General features: G+C 63.4%; 19 protein-coding genes. 9 read left to right on the forward strand and 10 right to left on the reverse strand.

Annotation, left to right across the window (positions count from 1 at the left end):
- Positions 1-34: 34 nt before the first annotated feature.
- Genes FFI89_RS07465 through FFI89_RS07475 form a run of 3 tightly spaced genes read right to left on the reverse strand, consistent with a single transcriptional unit; the run spans position 35 to position 2,953 of the window.
- The gene (locus tag FFI89_RS07465) at positions 35-826 is read right to left on the reverse strand and encodes an SDR family NAD(P)-dependent oxidoreductase (protein ID WP_138836168.1); all 792 of its coding nucleotides are present in this window, start codon (positions 824-826) and stop codon (positions 35-37) included.
- A 51-nt stretch (positions 827-877) separates the two neighbouring features.
- The gene (locus tag FFI89_RS07470) at positions 878-1,846 is read right to left on the reverse strand and encodes a tripartite tricarboxylate transporter substrate binding protein (protein WP_138834291.1); all 969 of its coding nucleotides are present in this window, start codon (positions 1,844-1,846) and stop codon (positions 878-880) included.
- Positions 1,847-1,900: 54 nt separating this feature from the next.
- The gene (locus tag FFI89_RS07475; protein ID WP_138834292.1) at positions 1,901-2,953 is read right to left on the reverse strand and encodes a LacI family DNA-binding transcriptional regulator; all 1,053 of its coding nucleotides are present in this window, start codon (positions 2,951-2,953) and stop codon (positions 1,901-1,903) included.
- 237 nt (positions 2,954-3,190) lie between these two features.
- Between FFI89_RS07475 and FFI89_RS07480 the strand changes: the two genes are divergently transcribed.
- The 5 genes from FFI89_RS07480 (at position 3,191) to FFI89_RS07500 (ending at position 6,444) form a co-directional block, all read left to right on the forward strand.
- Positions 3,191-3,724: a VOC family protein gene (locus FFI89_RS07480; protein ID WP_138834295.1), complete on the forward strand. Its 534-nt coding sequence runs from the start codon at positions 3,191-3,193 to the stop codon at positions 3,722-3,724.
- Between the two features lie 83 nt (positions 3,725-3,807).
- A complete protein-coding gene (locus FFI89_RS07485; RefSeq protein ID WP_138834297.1) occupies positions 3,808-4,230 on the forward strand; it encodes a DOPA 4,5-dioxygenase family protein in 423 nt (140 codons plus the stop codon).
- 200 nt (positions 4,231-4,430) lie between these two features.
- The gene (locus tag FFI89_RS07490) at positions 4,431-5,462 is read left to right on the forward strand and encodes a DUF2778 domain-containing protein (RefSeq protein WP_138834298.1); all 1,032 of its coding nucleotides are present in this window, start codon (positions 4,431-4,433) and stop codon (positions 5,460-5,462) included.
- The gene (locus FFI89_RS07495) at positions 5,459-5,728 is read left to right on the forward strand and encodes a hypothetical protein (protein WP_138834300.1); all 270 of its coding nucleotides are present in this window, start codon (positions 5,459-5,461) and stop codon (positions 5,726-5,728) included. Before FFI89_RS07490 ends, FFI89_RS07495 begins: the two co-directional genes overlap by 4 nt.
- Before the next feature lie 107 nt (positions 5,729-5,835).
- Positions 5,836-6,444 (forward strand): nuclear transport factor 2 family protein, encoded by a 609-nt coding sequence (locus FFI89_RS07500; RefSeq protein ID WP_138834302.1) that lies wholly within the window; start codon positions 5,836-5,838, stop codon positions 6,442-6,444.
- On the opposite strand, the gene FFI89_RS07505 is transcribed toward FFI89_RS07500, so the two are convergent.
- From FFI89_RS07505 to FFI89_RS07520, 4 genes are all read right to left on the reverse strand, one after another.
- Positions 6,441-7,481 (reverse strand): uroporphyrinogen decarboxylase family protein, encoded by a 1,041-nt coding sequence (locus tag FFI89_RS07505; RefSeq protein ID WP_210249083.1) that lies wholly within the window; start codon positions 7,479-7,481, stop codon positions 6,441-6,443. The two genes, FFI89_RS07500 and FFI89_RS07505, sit on opposite strands and share 4 nt — an antisense overlap.
- A gap of 91 nt (positions 7,482-7,572) precedes the next feature.
- Positions 7,573-8,442, reverse strand: coding sequence for a fumarylacetoacetate hydrolase family protein (locus tag FFI89_RS07510; protein WP_138834303.1), 870 nt, complete (start codon positions 8,440-8,442; stop codon positions 7,573-7,575).
- Complete coding sequence (locus FFI89_RS07515) at positions 8,439-9,002, reverse strand: polysaccharide deacetylase family protein (protein WP_246669387.1); 564 nt, start codon at positions 9,000-9,002, stop codon at positions 8,439-8,441. The genes FFI89_RS07510 and FFI89_RS07515 overlap by 4 nt, the downstream gene beginning before the upstream one ends.
- Positions 9,003-9,092: 90 nt before the next feature.
- Entirely contained in the window at positions 9,093-9,458 is a 366-nt protein-coding gene (locus FFI89_RS07520) for a nuclear transport factor 2 family protein (protein WP_138834308.1), read from the reverse strand.
- A 105-nt stretch (positions 9,459-9,563) separates the two neighbouring features.
- Between FFI89_RS07520 and FFI89_RS07525 the strand changes: the two genes are divergently transcribed.
- Positions 9,564-10,151 carry a TetR/AcrR family transcriptional regulator gene (locus FFI89_RS07525; protein WP_138834310.1) on the forward strand — a complete coding sequence of 196 codons (588 nt, stop codon included), beginning with the start codon at positions 9,564-9,566 and terminating at the stop codon, positions 10,149-10,151.
- Positions 10,152-10,213: 62 nt separating this feature from the next.
- A complete protein-coding gene (locus FFI89_RS07530) occupies positions 10,214-11,830 on the forward strand; it encodes a GMC family oxidoreductase (protein WP_138834312.1) in 1,617 nt (538 codons plus the stop codon).
- A gap of 135 nt (positions 11,831-11,965) precedes the next feature.
- Here FFI89_RS07530 and hemE read toward each other — a convergent pair whose 3' ends face one another.
- Complete coding sequence (gene hemE / locus FFI89_RS07535) at positions 11,966-13,012, reverse strand: uroporphyrinogen decarboxylase (protein WP_246669388.1); 1,047 nt, start codon at positions 13,010-13,012, stop codon at positions 11,966-11,968.
- Positions 13,013-13,139: 127 nt separating this feature from the next.
- Between hemE and FFI89_RS07540 the strand changes: the two genes are divergently transcribed.
- Both FFI89_RS07540 and FFI89_RS07545 read left to right on the forward strand, forming a co-directional pair.
- Entirely contained in the window at positions 13,140-13,376 is a 237-nt protein-coding gene (locus FFI89_RS07540) for a hypothetical protein (protein ID WP_138834315.1), read from the forward strand.
- Positions 13,377-13,452: 76 nt separating this feature from the next.
- Positions 13,453-13,722, forward strand: coding sequence for a hypothetical protein (locus FFI89_RS07545; protein WP_210249084.1), 270 nt, complete (start codon positions 13,453-13,455; stop codon positions 13,720-13,722).
- 90 nt (positions 13,723-13,812) lie between these two features.
- Here FFI89_RS07545 and FFI89_RS07550 read toward each other — a convergent pair whose 3' ends face one another.
- Positions 13,813-14,028, reverse strand: a complete 216-nt coding sequence (locus tag FFI89_RS07550) for a SlyX family protein (protein WP_138834318.1) — start codon at positions 14,026-14,028, stop codon at positions 13,813-13,815.
- A complete protein-coding gene (locus tag FFI89_RS07555; RefSeq protein WP_138834320.1) occupies positions 14,021-14,770 on the reverse strand; it encodes a rhodanese-related sulfurtransferase in 750 nt (249 codons plus the stop codon). Before FFI89_RS07555 ends, FFI89_RS07550 begins: the two co-directional genes overlap by 8 nt.
- Positions 14,771-14,924: the final 154 nt, after the last annotated feature.

Below are 14,924 nucleotides of genomic sequence, written 5' to 3' on the forward strand. Positions count from 1 at the left end.
GCTCTGATTCAGTCAGAACCGGGCTCTTGGCATTTCAGCGCATATAGGCGCCGCCATTGACGTCGAGGGTTAACCCGGTGACGTAGGACGAAAGATCGGACGCGAGGAAGAGGCAGGCGCCGGCAATTTCGGTGGGGTCACCGGCCCTTCCCAGCGGCCAGTCCTTGGCAATGGCGTGCTTGGATTCGTCCGTGGCCCCGGATCGCGAGAAGTCGGTCAGGATCAGGCCGGGCGTGATCGCATTGGCGCGGATGCCGTCGGGTCCGAGTTCCCGCGCCATCGCCCTCACCAGACCGAGGACGCCGGCCTTGGCGGCGCAATAATGCGCGCCGCCGAACACGCCGCCACCCTGCTGCGCCGACATCGACGAAATGCAGATGATGCTTCCCGCGCGCTGCGATTTCATCGCGGGCATGGCGGCCTGCGACAGCCGCAGGGTGCCTGCGAGCACGACCTCGGTGACGCGGCTGTAGTCTTCGGGCGAGATATCCGCGACCCGCTTCCTCTGGGTGAGGCCCGCATTGTTGACGAGGACATCGATCCGGCCCCGGCTTTTCGGCCACGCCAGCACGCGCTCGATCGCGGTCCGGCAGGAATCGGGATGGCTGACATCGCATGTGATGCCGATGGCGTTTGCGCCCGTGGCGGCGACGTCGGCCGCCGCCGTCTCTACCTCCGCCTCATCGAGATCGAGCAGGGCGACGCTGGCGCCGTGCGCCGCAAAGAGTTTTGCGGTTGCCTTACCGATGCCGCGCTCACGCCCGGCCCCCGAAATGACGGCGACGCGCCCTTCGAGCAGGGCGCCGACGCGGTGACCGTTCGGCATCGCGATGACGGCAGGAGCCGGTGAAGATGACGACGTCATGGCGTGAGGCCTCTACTTGATTTCGATTTTGGCTTCGACCGCGACCTTCTTCCAGGCCTCGATGTCGCGTGCGTTGATGTCGCACTGCTGATCGCCCGGAACGAAGTCGGCGGTGACGCCAAGCGCGAGCAGTTTTTCGACGATCTCGGGATCATCGACCGCCTCCTTCAGCGCGGCCGATAGTTTTCGCGCGACGACGTCGGGAATGCCTGCGGGCGCGTACATCACCCAGGACAGGCTCCGCTCGAAATCAACGCCCTGGTCCTTGTAGCTGCCGACCTGCGGCAGGCTTGGCGATCGGCCACCGCACACGGCTAGCGCCTTCAGCTTGCCGTCCTTCACGAACGGCGTTGCCGTCGCCATATCGAGCATTCCGAGCTTGATGTGGCCGCCCAACAGGTCGTTAGCGAGCTTGGCTGCGCCACTGAACGGAACATGCTCGAGGCGGACGCCCGCTTTCTGGGAAAGTATTTCGCCGCAGAAATGTCCGGTCGAGCCCACGCCCCAGCTCCCGTACAGGATCGGATCGCCCTTCTTCGACATCGCGGTCAAGCTGCGAAGGTCGTTGGCGGCGAAGTCGTTAGTTGCCACGAGAAGGATCGATGATGTTCCGATGCGCCCGATGGTCGCAAAATCCTTGATCGCGTCGTAGGGGAGGCTGGCATAGGAGGCCGGCGCGAGCACGTGGGTGGTCATGCCGCCGATCGTGATGGTGTAGCCATCCGCCGGCGAAGTCGCGGCCTGCTGGGTGCCGATGGTGCCCGCGGCGCCGGTGCGGTTTTCGATGAAGATGGTTTGCCCGAGGCGCTTGCCCATCTTGTCAGCCAGCAGCCGGCCGATGACGTCGCCGCCGCCGCCGGCCGCGAACGGCAGCAGCATCCGGATTTTCCGGGAGGGATAGTCGGCCGAATCCTCGGCGCATGCCGGTATCGTTGCCAGTGCCAGTGCCAGCAGCGACAGCATCATCGTGCGGAATTTCATTTTCTCTCCCTGGGATTTCCCGTGTTGTTTTTATTAGGCGGGCTTCTTATCGGATCACTTCGGGCGGCCTCGCGGTTCGGCGCAGGAGTGCCGAAGGATGAATCTGGTCGGCAGATAGATCGGCCGCGTGTCTGGCATGGCGTTCTGGGCCTCGTCGCCGTCGCGCATCCGGTCCAGCAGGATTTTTGCCGCGATCCGTCCGATTTCGCTCAAATCCCATGTCAGTGAGCTGATCGCCGGCGTCGCGTGGCGGGCGAGATCGGTGTCACCGACGCATACCAGCGAGATGTCGTCCGGATACCGAACGCCGTTGCTGGCAAGGGCGTCGAGGACGCTCGCGAGCATATGCGTTCCAAGTGTGATGATTGCGGTCGGCGGGGCGGGGCTCTGCAGCAACTGGCAGACGTCGCTGAAGGCGATACCCGATCCGTGCACCTGCGGCCGGACCAGATCGAGATCGATTTCGAGTCCCGCGTCGATATGTGCCTGCCGATAGCCGGCGAGCCGCTCCGTACTTGGTAGCAGCGAGGCGGGCCCGGTCAGCAACGCGATGCGGCGATGGCCGAGTGCAATCAGATGGCGCGTCACCTCAAGGCCGCCGCCGCGATGATCCGCGCGCACCGACGGGGCTCCAGGGACCTCGCGATCGATCCCGACGCAAGGCAGGTCGAGCGTTGCAAGCGCGGCCGTGAAATCCTTGTGGGTGTTGTCGCCGGCAAACAGCAACAGTCCATCCATCCGCCGCCGGCGAACAGCGGATATGAACGCCGTTTCGCGAGCTTCCGCGTGTCGCGTAGCACCGAGCATCAGCACGTGGCCGGCGCGCTGCAGCTCCTCCTCCGCCGCGTTGACCATCTCGCTGTAGAGCGGGTTCGAGATGTCCGACACCATGCAGCCGATGGTGTTGGTCGCGCGGGAGCGCAGAGCTTGCGCCGCCGGATGGGGCTCGAATCCCAGCCGATTGACTACGCGCATGATCTTGCCATGCAACTCCGGGCTGGTGTGCGGGCCGCCGTTCAATACCCGGCTGACACTGCTGACCGATACGCCGGCCTGTGCGGCGACGTCGCGGATTGTCGGGCGTGTGTTCGGCTGGGTTCGTGCCATCGCGCTTCCAGGTCAAATCTCATATCGATTTAGGCATATAAATGTTGTTTTATCAAATGCTTGAGTAAAATATATCCAAGATATTGAAAACGTTTCCAGAAACAATATAGCCTCGGTTCGAATACCTGCAGGTGTCCTCCGCAGCGGCAATCCGCTTCGAATTCCACCAGCGGCAAATAACATCGGGACGGAACTGGCGTGCGCCCCGGGGCGGATGCTGCCGGCAAAGGAGCTAACATGAGTCGTGTTTTCGGTGCGGTCGCCCAGAACGGTTATGTGGTCCGCGACATCCGCGCTGCCATGGATCACTGGATCAACGTGATGGGGGTCGGGCCCTGGTACTACATGGATCGGGTCAAGACCGACTATTTCCGTCATCGCGGAAAAGACTCCGACGTCGAGATGAGCATCGCCCTTGCCAATTCCGGCGATCTGCAGATCGAGTTGATCCAGCAACGGAACGATGCGCCGTCGATGTACAAGGAGTTTCTCGACTCCGGCCGCGAAGGGCTGCAGCACATGTCGTATTGGTCGAAGGATTACCAGTCGCTCTACGACCGTGCGCTCTCGCTCGGTTACAAGGTCGGGCACGAAGGCCAGATCGGCGGCGAGCAGGGCCGCTTCGCCTATTTCGATACGCAATCCCATCCCGGCACCGTGATCGAAATATCCGATATCAGCGGCACCAAGGGAGCGTTCTTCGAGCGGATCAGGCAGGCCGCTATCGATTGGGACGGCTCCAGGCCGATTCGTGAAGTAGGCGGGCGCTGACGGACGCGTGCATTGACCACGCCCCAGGTTGAAGCGATCATCGCGGCCGGCAATCGAGACGGCGATGGCGTGGAGTTGATAAGATGAGCGGTGCACCGGAAGCGGGTCCGCGATCGACGGACGAGATCGCGAGCTATCACGCCCACATCTACTACGATCCGGCGACGACGCGGGCCGAGGCCGAGCAATTGCGCGCCTGGATAGGCGAGCGCTTTTCGGTCACGCTCGGACGCTGGCACGAGGTCAAGGTAGGCCCGCACGATCGGGCCATGTATCAGGTGGCCTTCGCCAGGGAGATATTTCCCGAACTGGTTCCCTGGCTGATGCTCAACCATGGCAGGCTGAGCGTTCTGGTTCATCCGAACACCACCAACCCGCGGCGGGACCATCTTGCCGATCCGATCTGGATCGGCGAGGCGCTGGCCGTGCACGCGGAAAAGCTGCCGGAACATGCCGAAATGGAGCAGGCGCCCGCTCCGAATACGAATCCTGTTCTCCGCCCCTGAATTGTGGCAGGTATTTCATGCCGCCGGCCCCGGCGGGCCCGTTTACCATGACATGGCCTGGAGCCGTGGATTTGGCCGGGGGTGATGGCGGTAATCGCCTGTCTCGATTATGCCTTGTTTTGGTTTGCATTATACTGGCACTTATTCGGTGAATCCCTTACGGAATCAGGGGTGATTTCGGAGCGCCGAGCCGGGGACGGATGGATAGCTTCACGACGAGACATGCCGGGCGTGCGTCGAGCCGCGGCGCCCCATTGTTCGCCAAGGCGGCATTCGCCTTCGCCGCGCTGGTAATGGCGTCGGGACTGGCCGCCTGGATCACCGATTTCGACCTCGCCGACTGGATCCACAAGCCGGCATCGGCCAATGTCGCCGGCGCGAACGCGTTCGTCGCTGGCGCGAACGCGTCCGCAGGCGACTCGATCTCGTTCGATGACCGGTTCGGCTCAAGCGCGGCCCGCAATGCGTCCGTGATCAGCTATCCCTCGCGGCCGCTCGCCCGGTCGCTGCGCGCCGATTTCGACGCCGAGTTCGCCCACATCGAAAGCCTGTTGATCGGGAAGTTGCGCGACGGCGGCGGCGCGTCCAATCCGCCCGCATCCACGGCCGAGGCGGCGGTGCCGTTGCCGCGGTCCCGGCCGGTCGAGGCCAATCTTCAGGTGAGAAGCGATCCGCCACCTCCGGCGCCGTCGGATAGCCGTACCGCGTTCCAGAAACTGGCCGATCTCGTGCCGATGCGTTTCACCTTAGCGTCGCTGACGCCCGGCGACGGATTGTTTGCCGCGAAGCCTGATCTTGGCGCGCTTGGCTACGATAACCTCACCGCCGTTTACGACATTTCGGCGCGCGCGGTGTACTTGCCGGGCGGCGCAAAACTCGAGGCGCATTCCGGCCTCGGCAGCCTGATGGACGATCCCTCCCATGTGAACGAGCGCATGGTCGGGGCGACGCCGCCGGCCGTCTATGATCTGAAGCCGCGGGAGCGGTTGTTTCACGGCGTCGCGGCGCTCCGCATGACGCCCGTGGGCGAAAGTGATGCGCTCGGCCGCTCCGGCTTGCTGGTGCACAGCTACATGCTCGGCCCCAACGGCGATTCCAACGGCTGCGTTTCGATCAGGGACTACGACAAGTTCCTGACGGCATATCGTAACGGCGAGATCACGCGTCTTGTCGTGGTGCCGAGTCTTCGCGAGGGTCTCACCGCTTCGCGGCGTTCGACGTCTCCGTCATGACGGCGATCGCGGGCGAAGCCGCGGATTCCGACACGCCGCTGCGGGCGATTTTCAAGATCAATCTCAACGGCCAGACGGTGTCGATCGGTACCGTCGGCCAGGCCTATCGCTTCATCACCAATCTCAGCAGCATCGAATGGATCGAATTCCGCGCGCTGCACGCCGATGCCGTCGGCGCCCTGCAGCGCGCCGCCGGCAATGCGATGCTGACGGTGCAGGCGACCAACGCGTTGCGCGCGCTGTTCGTCCGCGCCAAGCTGCTTTGAGCGCGTAAGCGCGCCCGCTCATCTCCAATCCCTCATGTCTTGGCAGCCATCGCCAGGTGTGGATATGTCTCGCTGATAACGGGAACATATTCGGAAGGAACGCCCGCATGCCCGAAAGCGCGACCGAGATCGAAGACGACCGCCTGATCCGGGCCTTGCTGCAGAACTGGGCGATCTGGCGCGACGCCGGAGAGTGGGAGCGCTTCCGCACGGTGTGGCATCCCGACGGGCACATGATGGCGACCTGGACGCAGGGGACCGGCGAAGAATTCATCGAGATCAGCAAGCAGGCCTGGGCCAAGGGCGTCAACATCCTGCATTTTCTCGGCGGCATCGCGGTAGACCTCGCCGGAGACCGTGCGATTTCCCAGACCAAGATGACGATCTCGCAGCGCGCCGAGGTCGAGGGCGTGCTGTGCGACGTGCTCTGCACCGGGCGGTTCTACGATTTTCTCGAAAAGCGGCAGGGGCGCTGGGGCATCGTGCTGCGGCAGCCGATCTATGAAAAGGACCGCATGGATCCCGTCACCCCCGGAGCAGCGCCCGTTCTCGACGGGGCGTTGCTCGAACAGTTTCCGCCGGGCTACCGGCATCTTGCGTATTTGCAGACCCGCATCGGCTACACGGTGAAGCGCGACATGCCCGGCCTGAAGGGACCGGAAGTTGAGGCGTTGTACGCGCGGGGCGCGGCTTGGCTGCAGGGCAGGCCGCTTTAGCTGATCTCCTTGCGTACCGTCGCCGCCGCGTCGCACATCGCCTTCAGCTTTCCGAAGGCGACATGGCGCGGCATGTACTTCATGCCGCAGTCGGGCGCGACGACAAGGCGATCGGCCGCGACGTGCTTGAGGCCGTTGCGGATGCGGTCGGCCACGACGTCAGCCGTCTCGATTTCGGGATTGCCGAGGTCAAGCACGCCGAGCATGATCTTCTTCGACGACAGATCCTTCAGTACCCCGAGATCGAGTTTCGGCTGCGCCGCCTCGATCGAGATCTGTTCGGCATGGGTGTCGGCGAGTTCAGCGAGGAACGAATAGCCGGCCGGCTTGGTCGAGCCCGGCACGACGGCGGCATAGCCAAAGCACAGATGAACCACCGTCGGCACCGTGATGCCCTGTAAGGCGCGGTTGATCGCCTTGACCGCATAGCGCCGCGCCAAGTCCGGATTGTTGCGCACCCAGGGCTCGTCGAGCTGGATCACGTCGGCGCCGGCTTTCTGCAGGTCGAGCGCCTCGGCATTGACGGCGGCGGCAAACGCCATCGCCAGCTCCTCGTCGTCCTTGTAGAACTCGTTCTTGGCCTGCTGGCTCATCGTGAAAGGGCCGGGCAAAGTGATCTTGGCGGCGCGGTCGGTATTCTTGCGCAGGAATTCCATGTCCGGCAGTTCGACCGGATGGCTGCGCTTCACCGGGCCGACCACGCGCGGCACCGGGGTCTGCGTGCCGTTGCGGGCGGTGATGATGGCGGGATTGTCGGCATCGATGCCGTCAAGCGCGGTGGCGAAGCGGTTGGAATAGCTTTCGCGGCGGATTTCGCCGTCGGTGACAACATCGATGCCGGCGCGCTCCATGTCGCGGATCGCGACGATGGTGGCGTCGTTCTGCGCCTCCTCCAGATGCTCCGCCGGCAGCCGCCACATCGCATGCATGCGGGTGCGCGGAACTACCTTGGACAGCATCGCGCGGTCGACCAGCCATTCCGGTTGCGGATAGCTGCCGACTACCGTGGTCGGCAACAGGTGCTTTGGCAGGTTCATGATCGCTTCCTTGCTCTTATTGGTGATTTGCACATAGCAAGCGAAGTGGATACCGGTTCACGTCAGGAAAACGCGTCAAAAAGGAAAAGCCTCAAGCCGCACGCGTCGCCGCTGCGACAGCCTCGTTCTTGACGGGATTGCGCAACACGCCGATGCCGGAAACCTCGACCTCGACCACGTCGCCCTCCTTCATCCAGAGCGGCGGCGTGCGGTAGGCGCCGACGCCGCCGGTGGTGCCGGTCACGATGACGTCGCCGGGGACGAGTTCGGTGAAGGTCGAGCAATAGGCGATCAGGGCAGGGACGTCGAAGACGAGGTCGGAGATGGGGGCTGCCTGCACCTCGACGCCGTTGAGGCGGGTCGCGATGGTTTGCTTGGAGATGTCAGGAATTTCGTCTGATGTCACCATCCACGGCCCGAAGCCGCCGGTGCCGACGAAATTCTTGCCGGGCGCGAACTGCGAGGTGTGGCGCTGCCAGTCGCGGATGCTGCCGTCGTTGTAGCAGGCGTAACCCGCGACATGCGCGAGTGCCTGCTCGCGGGAAATGCGGCGGCCGGCCTTGCCGATGATGACGGCCATTTCGCCCTCATAATCGAAGCGCTCGGATTCCAGCGGCCGGATCATCGGCTGCCCGTTACCGACCTGGCTGTTGGCAAAGCGCGTGAAGATCATCGGATGCGGCGGGGTAGGGTGGCCGCTTTCGGCCAGATGGGTGGCGTAGTTGACACCGATGCAAAAAATCTTGTCCGGGTCGGGCACAGTCGGCAGCAGCTCGACTTCGGCCAGCGCATGGTCCGCCCGCTCGCCCTTGAGCGCGTTCAATTCGCTAAGCGAGCCCTTCGCCAGCAACGCTTTCAGCGTCGGATAGGCCTTCAGCCGCTTGCCGGCGTCGATGATGCCGGCGTCGGTGACGAGGCCCCAGGTTGCGATGGTACCCGCCTTGAAACTTGCAATCTTCATGGTGTGACACTCTCTTCGACGTTGGAAACATAGGCGTGGGTGGGCAGCACGATCTCGCCCGAACGGATCGGAACGCAAGCGGGTGGAAAATCCTGATGGAAGCGCGCGCCGGCTTCGGTGGCGCGGTGGATAAAGCGTTCGAGACGGTTCATCGCGCCGGTCGGCAGGTCGTGCAGCACCATAAGGCTCCACGATTGTGACCGGCATTGCTCCAGCGCACGTTCGACCCAGCCATCCGGATCGTCCCAGTCGCGCGGGATAGCGTTCCAGAGCACGCAGCTATGTTTGTGGCTTGTGAGGTAATCGACGACGGACGGCTTCAGTAACCGGTCGTCGAGGTTGCCGCCGCCGCCGAACGGGCGGAACCAGCGATTGGGATGAGCGAGGTCGCCGATCGCTGCCTGTGTCCGGCCAATCTCGTTTTGCGCCGTCGCTGCATCGCGCTGCTGCCCGAGCGGCACGGTATGCGTAAAGGTATGATTGCCGATCCAGTGGCCTTCGTCATGGGCGCGCACGGCGAGCTGCCTGCGCAAGGGATCGCCGAGTTTTCCACCGATCACGAAAAAGGTGGTCCCGATACTGCTCATTACCGGGCAGATTGGCGGGCTATTCCGGTGTCGTCAATCGAAAATCGATTTTTTGGACCTGGCTCACTGTGCCATTTGACGCGGATCGTAGAAGAAACGTTCCTCGACCAGCTTGTCGCCGCGCCAAGTCTGCCAGGCGATTTCTTCCAGCGAGCGCGACGAACCGTCAGCGCCGGTGAAGGTGAATTTCCAGCGCGCCGTCACGGTGTCGCCGTCGATCAGGACGGGGCCGATCCGCGAGGCCTCGATCTTCCGGAAACTGGCCATGACACCGCGCTCCTTGGCCATCAGGACGTCGCGGCCGACCACGGGCTCGCCGGTGTTCTCCCGCGTCGAAGCGTCAGGCGCGTAGAAATGCTCGATCGCACCGACGTAGTCGCCGGCTTCCACCAGCGCGACAAAGGCTTCGACGGTTTGACGGTTCGGCATGGCGTGTCCTCGTGCTGGATATAAACCGACTGCAGGTCGGTAAATACCGACCGAAGGTCTGAAAGTCAACTGGCCGCTGCGGCGAATTTCGACTAGACAAGGCCGATGGCGAAACAGGCTGAACGGCGCGCGGCGACAACGGAAGCGATCCTGAAGGCGGGACGCCGCCTGTTCGGCGAACGCGGCTTTGCCGCCACCACCATCGACGATATCGCGGAGGCCGCGCAGGTGGCGAAGGGCGCCGTCTATCATCACTTCGCCACCAAGGAGGCGGTATTCGCTGCGGTGTTCGATGTGGTCTCGCGCGATCTCGTCGCGGAAATCGATCGCGCGGTGCGAACGGAAAAGGATGTGCTGGTGGCGATGGTCGCAGGTACGCAGCATTATTTTGCCGCCTGCGCGAAAGGGCCGACCTGCCAGATCATCCTGCGCGACGGGCCAGCGGTGCTGGGTTGGGAACGCTGGCGTGAAATCGACGCGCAGCATTTCGGCGGGAAGTTTCCGCGTGCGCTCGCGGCGGCGATGGAGGGCGGACTGATCGCGCGGCAGCCGATCGAGCCGTTGGCGCGTCTGCTGCTCGGTGCCGTGACGGAAGCGGCCGTCGCCTGTGCCGGCCGGTCCGATGTTCTCAAGGCCGGCAGCGAGTACAGCCGCGCTTTTAAGTCGCTGATCGAGGCGCTTCGGCTGCGTTGAAGGCCGCTTGACCGCCTCTGACACCCCCGCTACCTCTCATTTGCCGCGCGCGGAGGAAACAAATGAATAACAATAATAACGATGCTTCCGAATTCGATTACGTCGTTGTCGGTGCCGGTTCGGCCGGTTGCGTGCTCGCCAATCGACTGAGTGCCGACGGAAAGCACTCGGTGTTGCTGCTGGAAGCCGGACCCAAGGACACCAATCTCTGGATCCACGTACCGCTCGGCTACGGCAAGCTGTTCAAGGAGAAGAGCGTCAACTGGATGTACCAGACCGAGCCCGAACCGGGGTTGAACGGTCGCCAGGTGTTTCAGCCGCGCGGCAAGGTGCTGGGCGGTTCGAGTTCGATCAACGGCCTGCTTTACGTGCGCGGGCAGCATGAGGACTATGACCGCTGGCGTCAGCGCGGCAATGCCGGCTGGGGCTATGACGACGTGCTGCCCTACTTCAAGAAGGCCGAGAACCAGCAGCGCGGCGAGAGCAAATATCACGGCGCGGGGGGACCGCTGCCCGTCTCCGACTGGCGGCACGCCGATCCATTGTCGGAAGCCTTCGTGGTCGCCGCCGCCGAGACCGGCATTCCGACCAATCCCGATTTCAACGGCGCGACCCAGGAGGGCGCGGGCTTCTTCCAGACCACGACACGGCGCGGCCGGCGCGCCTCGACCGCATTCTCCTATCTGCGGCCTGCAAAAAACCGCAGTAACCTGCACGTCGAGACCTCGGCGCTGGCGCAGCGCATCCTGTTCGAAGGACGCCGCGCCAAAGCGGTCGAGTACAAGCAGGAAGGTCGCGTGCGCACGGCCAAGGCCCGCAAGGAAATCCTGGTTTCCAGCGGCGCGTATAATTCGCCGCAGTTACTGCAGCTCTCAGGCGTCGGACCTGCGGACCTGCTGAAGAGCCACGGCATCGAGATCGTGCTCGATGCGCCCGGCGTCGGCAACGATCTGCAGGATCACCTGCAGGTGCGGCTGGTGACGCGCTGCGCGCAGTCCGTGACGCTCAACGACATCGTCAACAATCCCATCCGCAAGATGTTGGCCGGCGCGCAATATGCGGCGTTCCGCAAGGGTCCGCTAACGATCGCCGCCGGCACGTCGGGCGCGTTCTTCAAGACCAATCCCAGATTGGCGAGCCCTGATATCCAGATTCACTTCCTGCCGTTCTCGACAGACAAGATGGGCGAGAAACTGCATGCGCAGTCTGGTTTCACCGCTTCCGTCTGTCAGCTTCGTCCGGAGAGCCGCGGTTCGCTGCGCATCAGGAGCGCGGATGCTTCGGTGCCGCCGGAAATCCGCATCAACTACCTCGCCACCGAAACCGATCGCCGGGCCTTCATCGATGGCATCCGGATCCTGCGCAAGATTCTGGCGGCGCCTGCGTTAAAGCCCTACGCGGTCGGCGAGGTCGATCCGGGGCCGAAGGTCGCGAGCGACGACGAGTTGCTCGACTTCTGCCGCCGCACCGGCAGCACGGTCTATCATCCTACCTCGACCTGCCGGATGGGCAACGATCCGCTCGCGGTCGTCGACCAGCGTCTCAAGGTGCGCGGTATCGAAGGCTTGCGTGTCGTCGATGCCTCGATCATGCCGGATTTGATGTCGGGCAACACCAACGCGCCGACGATCATGATTGCGGAAAAAGCGTCGGATATGATTTTGGAGGATGCGCGGTAACCGCGACGAAGCAGCAAATACCGATGTCATCATCCGCGAAAGCGGATGATCCAGTACGCCGTGACATCTGGGCTCAAGCGCAAGCCGGTGATTACTGGATACCCGCTTTCGCGGGTATGACGGCCGGTGGTTGGTTCAGCCTTTGTAGTCCCGCACGCGCTTCAGCATCTGCTCGACATGCGCGATCGGGGTTTCCGGCTGAATGCCGTGGCCGAGATTGAAAATCAGCCGACCCTTGGCGTAATTCGCCAGCACGTCGTCCACCGCGCGATCGAGCGCGGCGCCGCCCGCAATCAGGACCAGCGGATCGAGATTGCCTTGCACGGCGACCCGGCTCTGCACACGCTCGCGGATCAGGGACGGTTCGGCGGCCCAGTCGATGCTCACGGCATTGACGCCGGTTGCTTCGACATAGGCCGGAAGCTGCGCGCCGGCGCCGCGCGGAAAGCCGATGATCTTTGCATCCGGCACCTGCGCGCGCACCCCGGCGACGATGCGTTTGGTCGGTTCGATCGACCAGCGCTGGAATTCGCGCGGCGGCAGCACGCCGGCCCAGGTGTCGAAGATCTGCAGCACGTCGGCGCCAGCCTTGAGCTGGCTGAGCAGGTACGTAATCGAATTCTCCACCAGCACGTCGATGATGTCGGCGAACGCCTCGGGATGCCGGTAGGCCATCATGCGCGCCGGGCCCTGATCCGGCGTGCCTTGCCCGGCGACCATGTAGGTCGCGACCGTCCACGGCGCGCCGCAGAAGCCGATCAGCGCGATGCGCGGATCAAGCTCGCAGCGGACGCGGCGCAGCGCTTCATAGACCGGCTCGAGTTTGCCGAAGTCGGCGTGGCGCGCCAGCGTCGCCACTTTCTCCGGCGTATCCAAGGGATCGAGCCGCGGGCCTTCGCCGGCTTCGAAGCGCACGGACCGGCCGAGTGCGTAGGGGATCACCAGAATGTCGGAAAAGATGATCGCGGCATCGAAGTTGAAACGCCGGATCGGCTGCAGCGTGACTTCGGCGGCATATTCCGGCGTGAAGCACAGATCGAGAAAACCGCCCGCCTTGGCGCGCAGCTCGCGATACTCCGGCAAATAGCGCCCGGCTTGCCGCATCATCCAGACCGGCGGCACCGGTTGGCGGTGGCCGGACAGCACATCGATAAAGGGTTTCACGGCGGATTTCTGGGTCAAGGAAACGTTCCTGCGGGAGCTGCCGATATTTAGGGCCTCTGATACACGCCGGTTCCGGTCTGGCCAAGGAGAGATGTGGAACCACGGGGAATACGGGGCGTTAATACGGTCATGGAGGACTGACGACATGGCTGAGAAATTCAATCCCGCGCCGCATGACAAGTACGCGGCCGATCCCGTTGCCGCACGTGCGGCCGACCGGGACACCCACGCAAAGCTGGAGACCGGATTGATGGACAGCTTTCCGGCGTCAGACCCGGTGAGCGCCGTGCAACCGGCGCCATCGAAGCCCGACCGTCGCGTTCCCGACCGTCGCGTTGAAGACGAGTCGCTTTGGGAAAAATTGCGCGCGGCATTCCGGTAACCGCGCGCCGGGCGCCGGAACAAATCACATTTCCGCGAATTGCATCAGCAGCAATTCATTCAAACAGGAGCATGCGATGATCAAGCGTCTTGCAGTGGCGGCCGTCGCGTTGGCCACGATTTCCGTTGCGATGCCGGCGGGTGCGGAAGAAGTAGGCGTCGGTGTTGGCCCGGCGGGCGTCGGCGTTACCGTCGGCACCGGTCACGGCGACCGCTATCGCGACCGTGAAGTGATCCGTGAGCGCGAGTATCGCGATCGCGACGATGCCGTAGTAATCCGTCGAGGCCACGATCGCGACCGCGATTACGATCGTGACCGCAAGGTCATCATCGAGCGCGAGCGCTGATCTCGGTCCCCATTGAACGGACGAAGCGGCCTCCTTGCGGAGGCCGTTTCTGTCTGTCGTTTCCGTTTGTACTTTCTGTTTTTCCTGCGTCTAGTAGTGCGGCGGCGGCTCGTTCGCCGGGCCTGGCGCATGGCGTTCGGCCTCCTGCAGGCGCTCTTTCATTTCGGAAAGCTGGCGCGTCAGCCTGTCGATCTCAAGCCATTGCTTCGTGATCGCCTGGTTCAGGGTTTCGATGGCCTCGTCCTGATAGGTCAGCCGCATTTCCAGGGCGTCGATGCGTTCGTTCAGCGCGTTGCCGTCACTCATGGTCGCCATCGTTCATGTTGTGCTCGCGCAGGCCGTGGCCGAGTGCGACTCGTTCATCGAACACGAAGCATTCGCCGCGCCAGCGGCTTTGCGCCTGGGGTACGCCTTCTAGGTAGCGTAGGATGCCGCCCTTGAGGTGATAGACTTCGTTGAATCCCTGCGTCAGCAGATAGGCGCTGGCCTTCTCGCAGCGGATTCCGCCGGTGCAGAACATGGCGATCTTGCGATGCTTTATCGGATCGAGCTTCTGTGCGGCAAATTCCTTGAACTGGCCAAAACTCTTTATTCCCGGATCGACCGCGCCCTCGAACGTGCCCATCGCTACCTCGAATTCATTGCGGGTATCGATGACCAGCGTATCGGGCGCGGCAATCAGCGCATTCCAGTCGGCGGGGTCGACATAGGTGCCGACCTGCCGCGTCGGATCAACGGCGGCGCCGAGCGTGACGATCTCTTTCTTCAGCCGGACCTTCATCCGCTGAAACGGCATCGCGGAACTCTCCGAGAATTTCAGTTCGAGATTGTCGAGCCGGCCACCGAACAGCGCGCCGCGCTGCAGTTCGGCTACCAGTGCGTCGATGCCCTCGGCGGGACCAGCCACCGTGCCGTTGATTCCCTCCTGCGCCAGCAGCACGCTGCCTTTCAGCCCGAGGCCTACGCAGATCGCGCGCAGCGGCTCGCGCAACTCCCGGAAATCCGGCAGCGCGGCGAATTGATAGAAGGCGGCGACTTTAAAGGGCATGGCGACCGTTTATCAGGCGGGCAGGGGTGGGGAAACCCCGCAAAGTCAGGTGTATTCCGTGCATTTTGTGCAGGTATTCCCTGGCATGCCAGCCATTGCCCTGCCCGGGATGAATATGCCAAGAAACCCTCGATCAGCCTGCCTAATGCCGGCG

It is taken from the genome of Bradyrhizobium sp. KBS0727, assembly GCF_005937885.2.
In the GTDB taxonomy this organism is placed as follows: Bacteria; Pseudomonadota; Alphaproteobacteria; order Rhizobiales; family Xanthobacteraceae; genus Bradyrhizobium.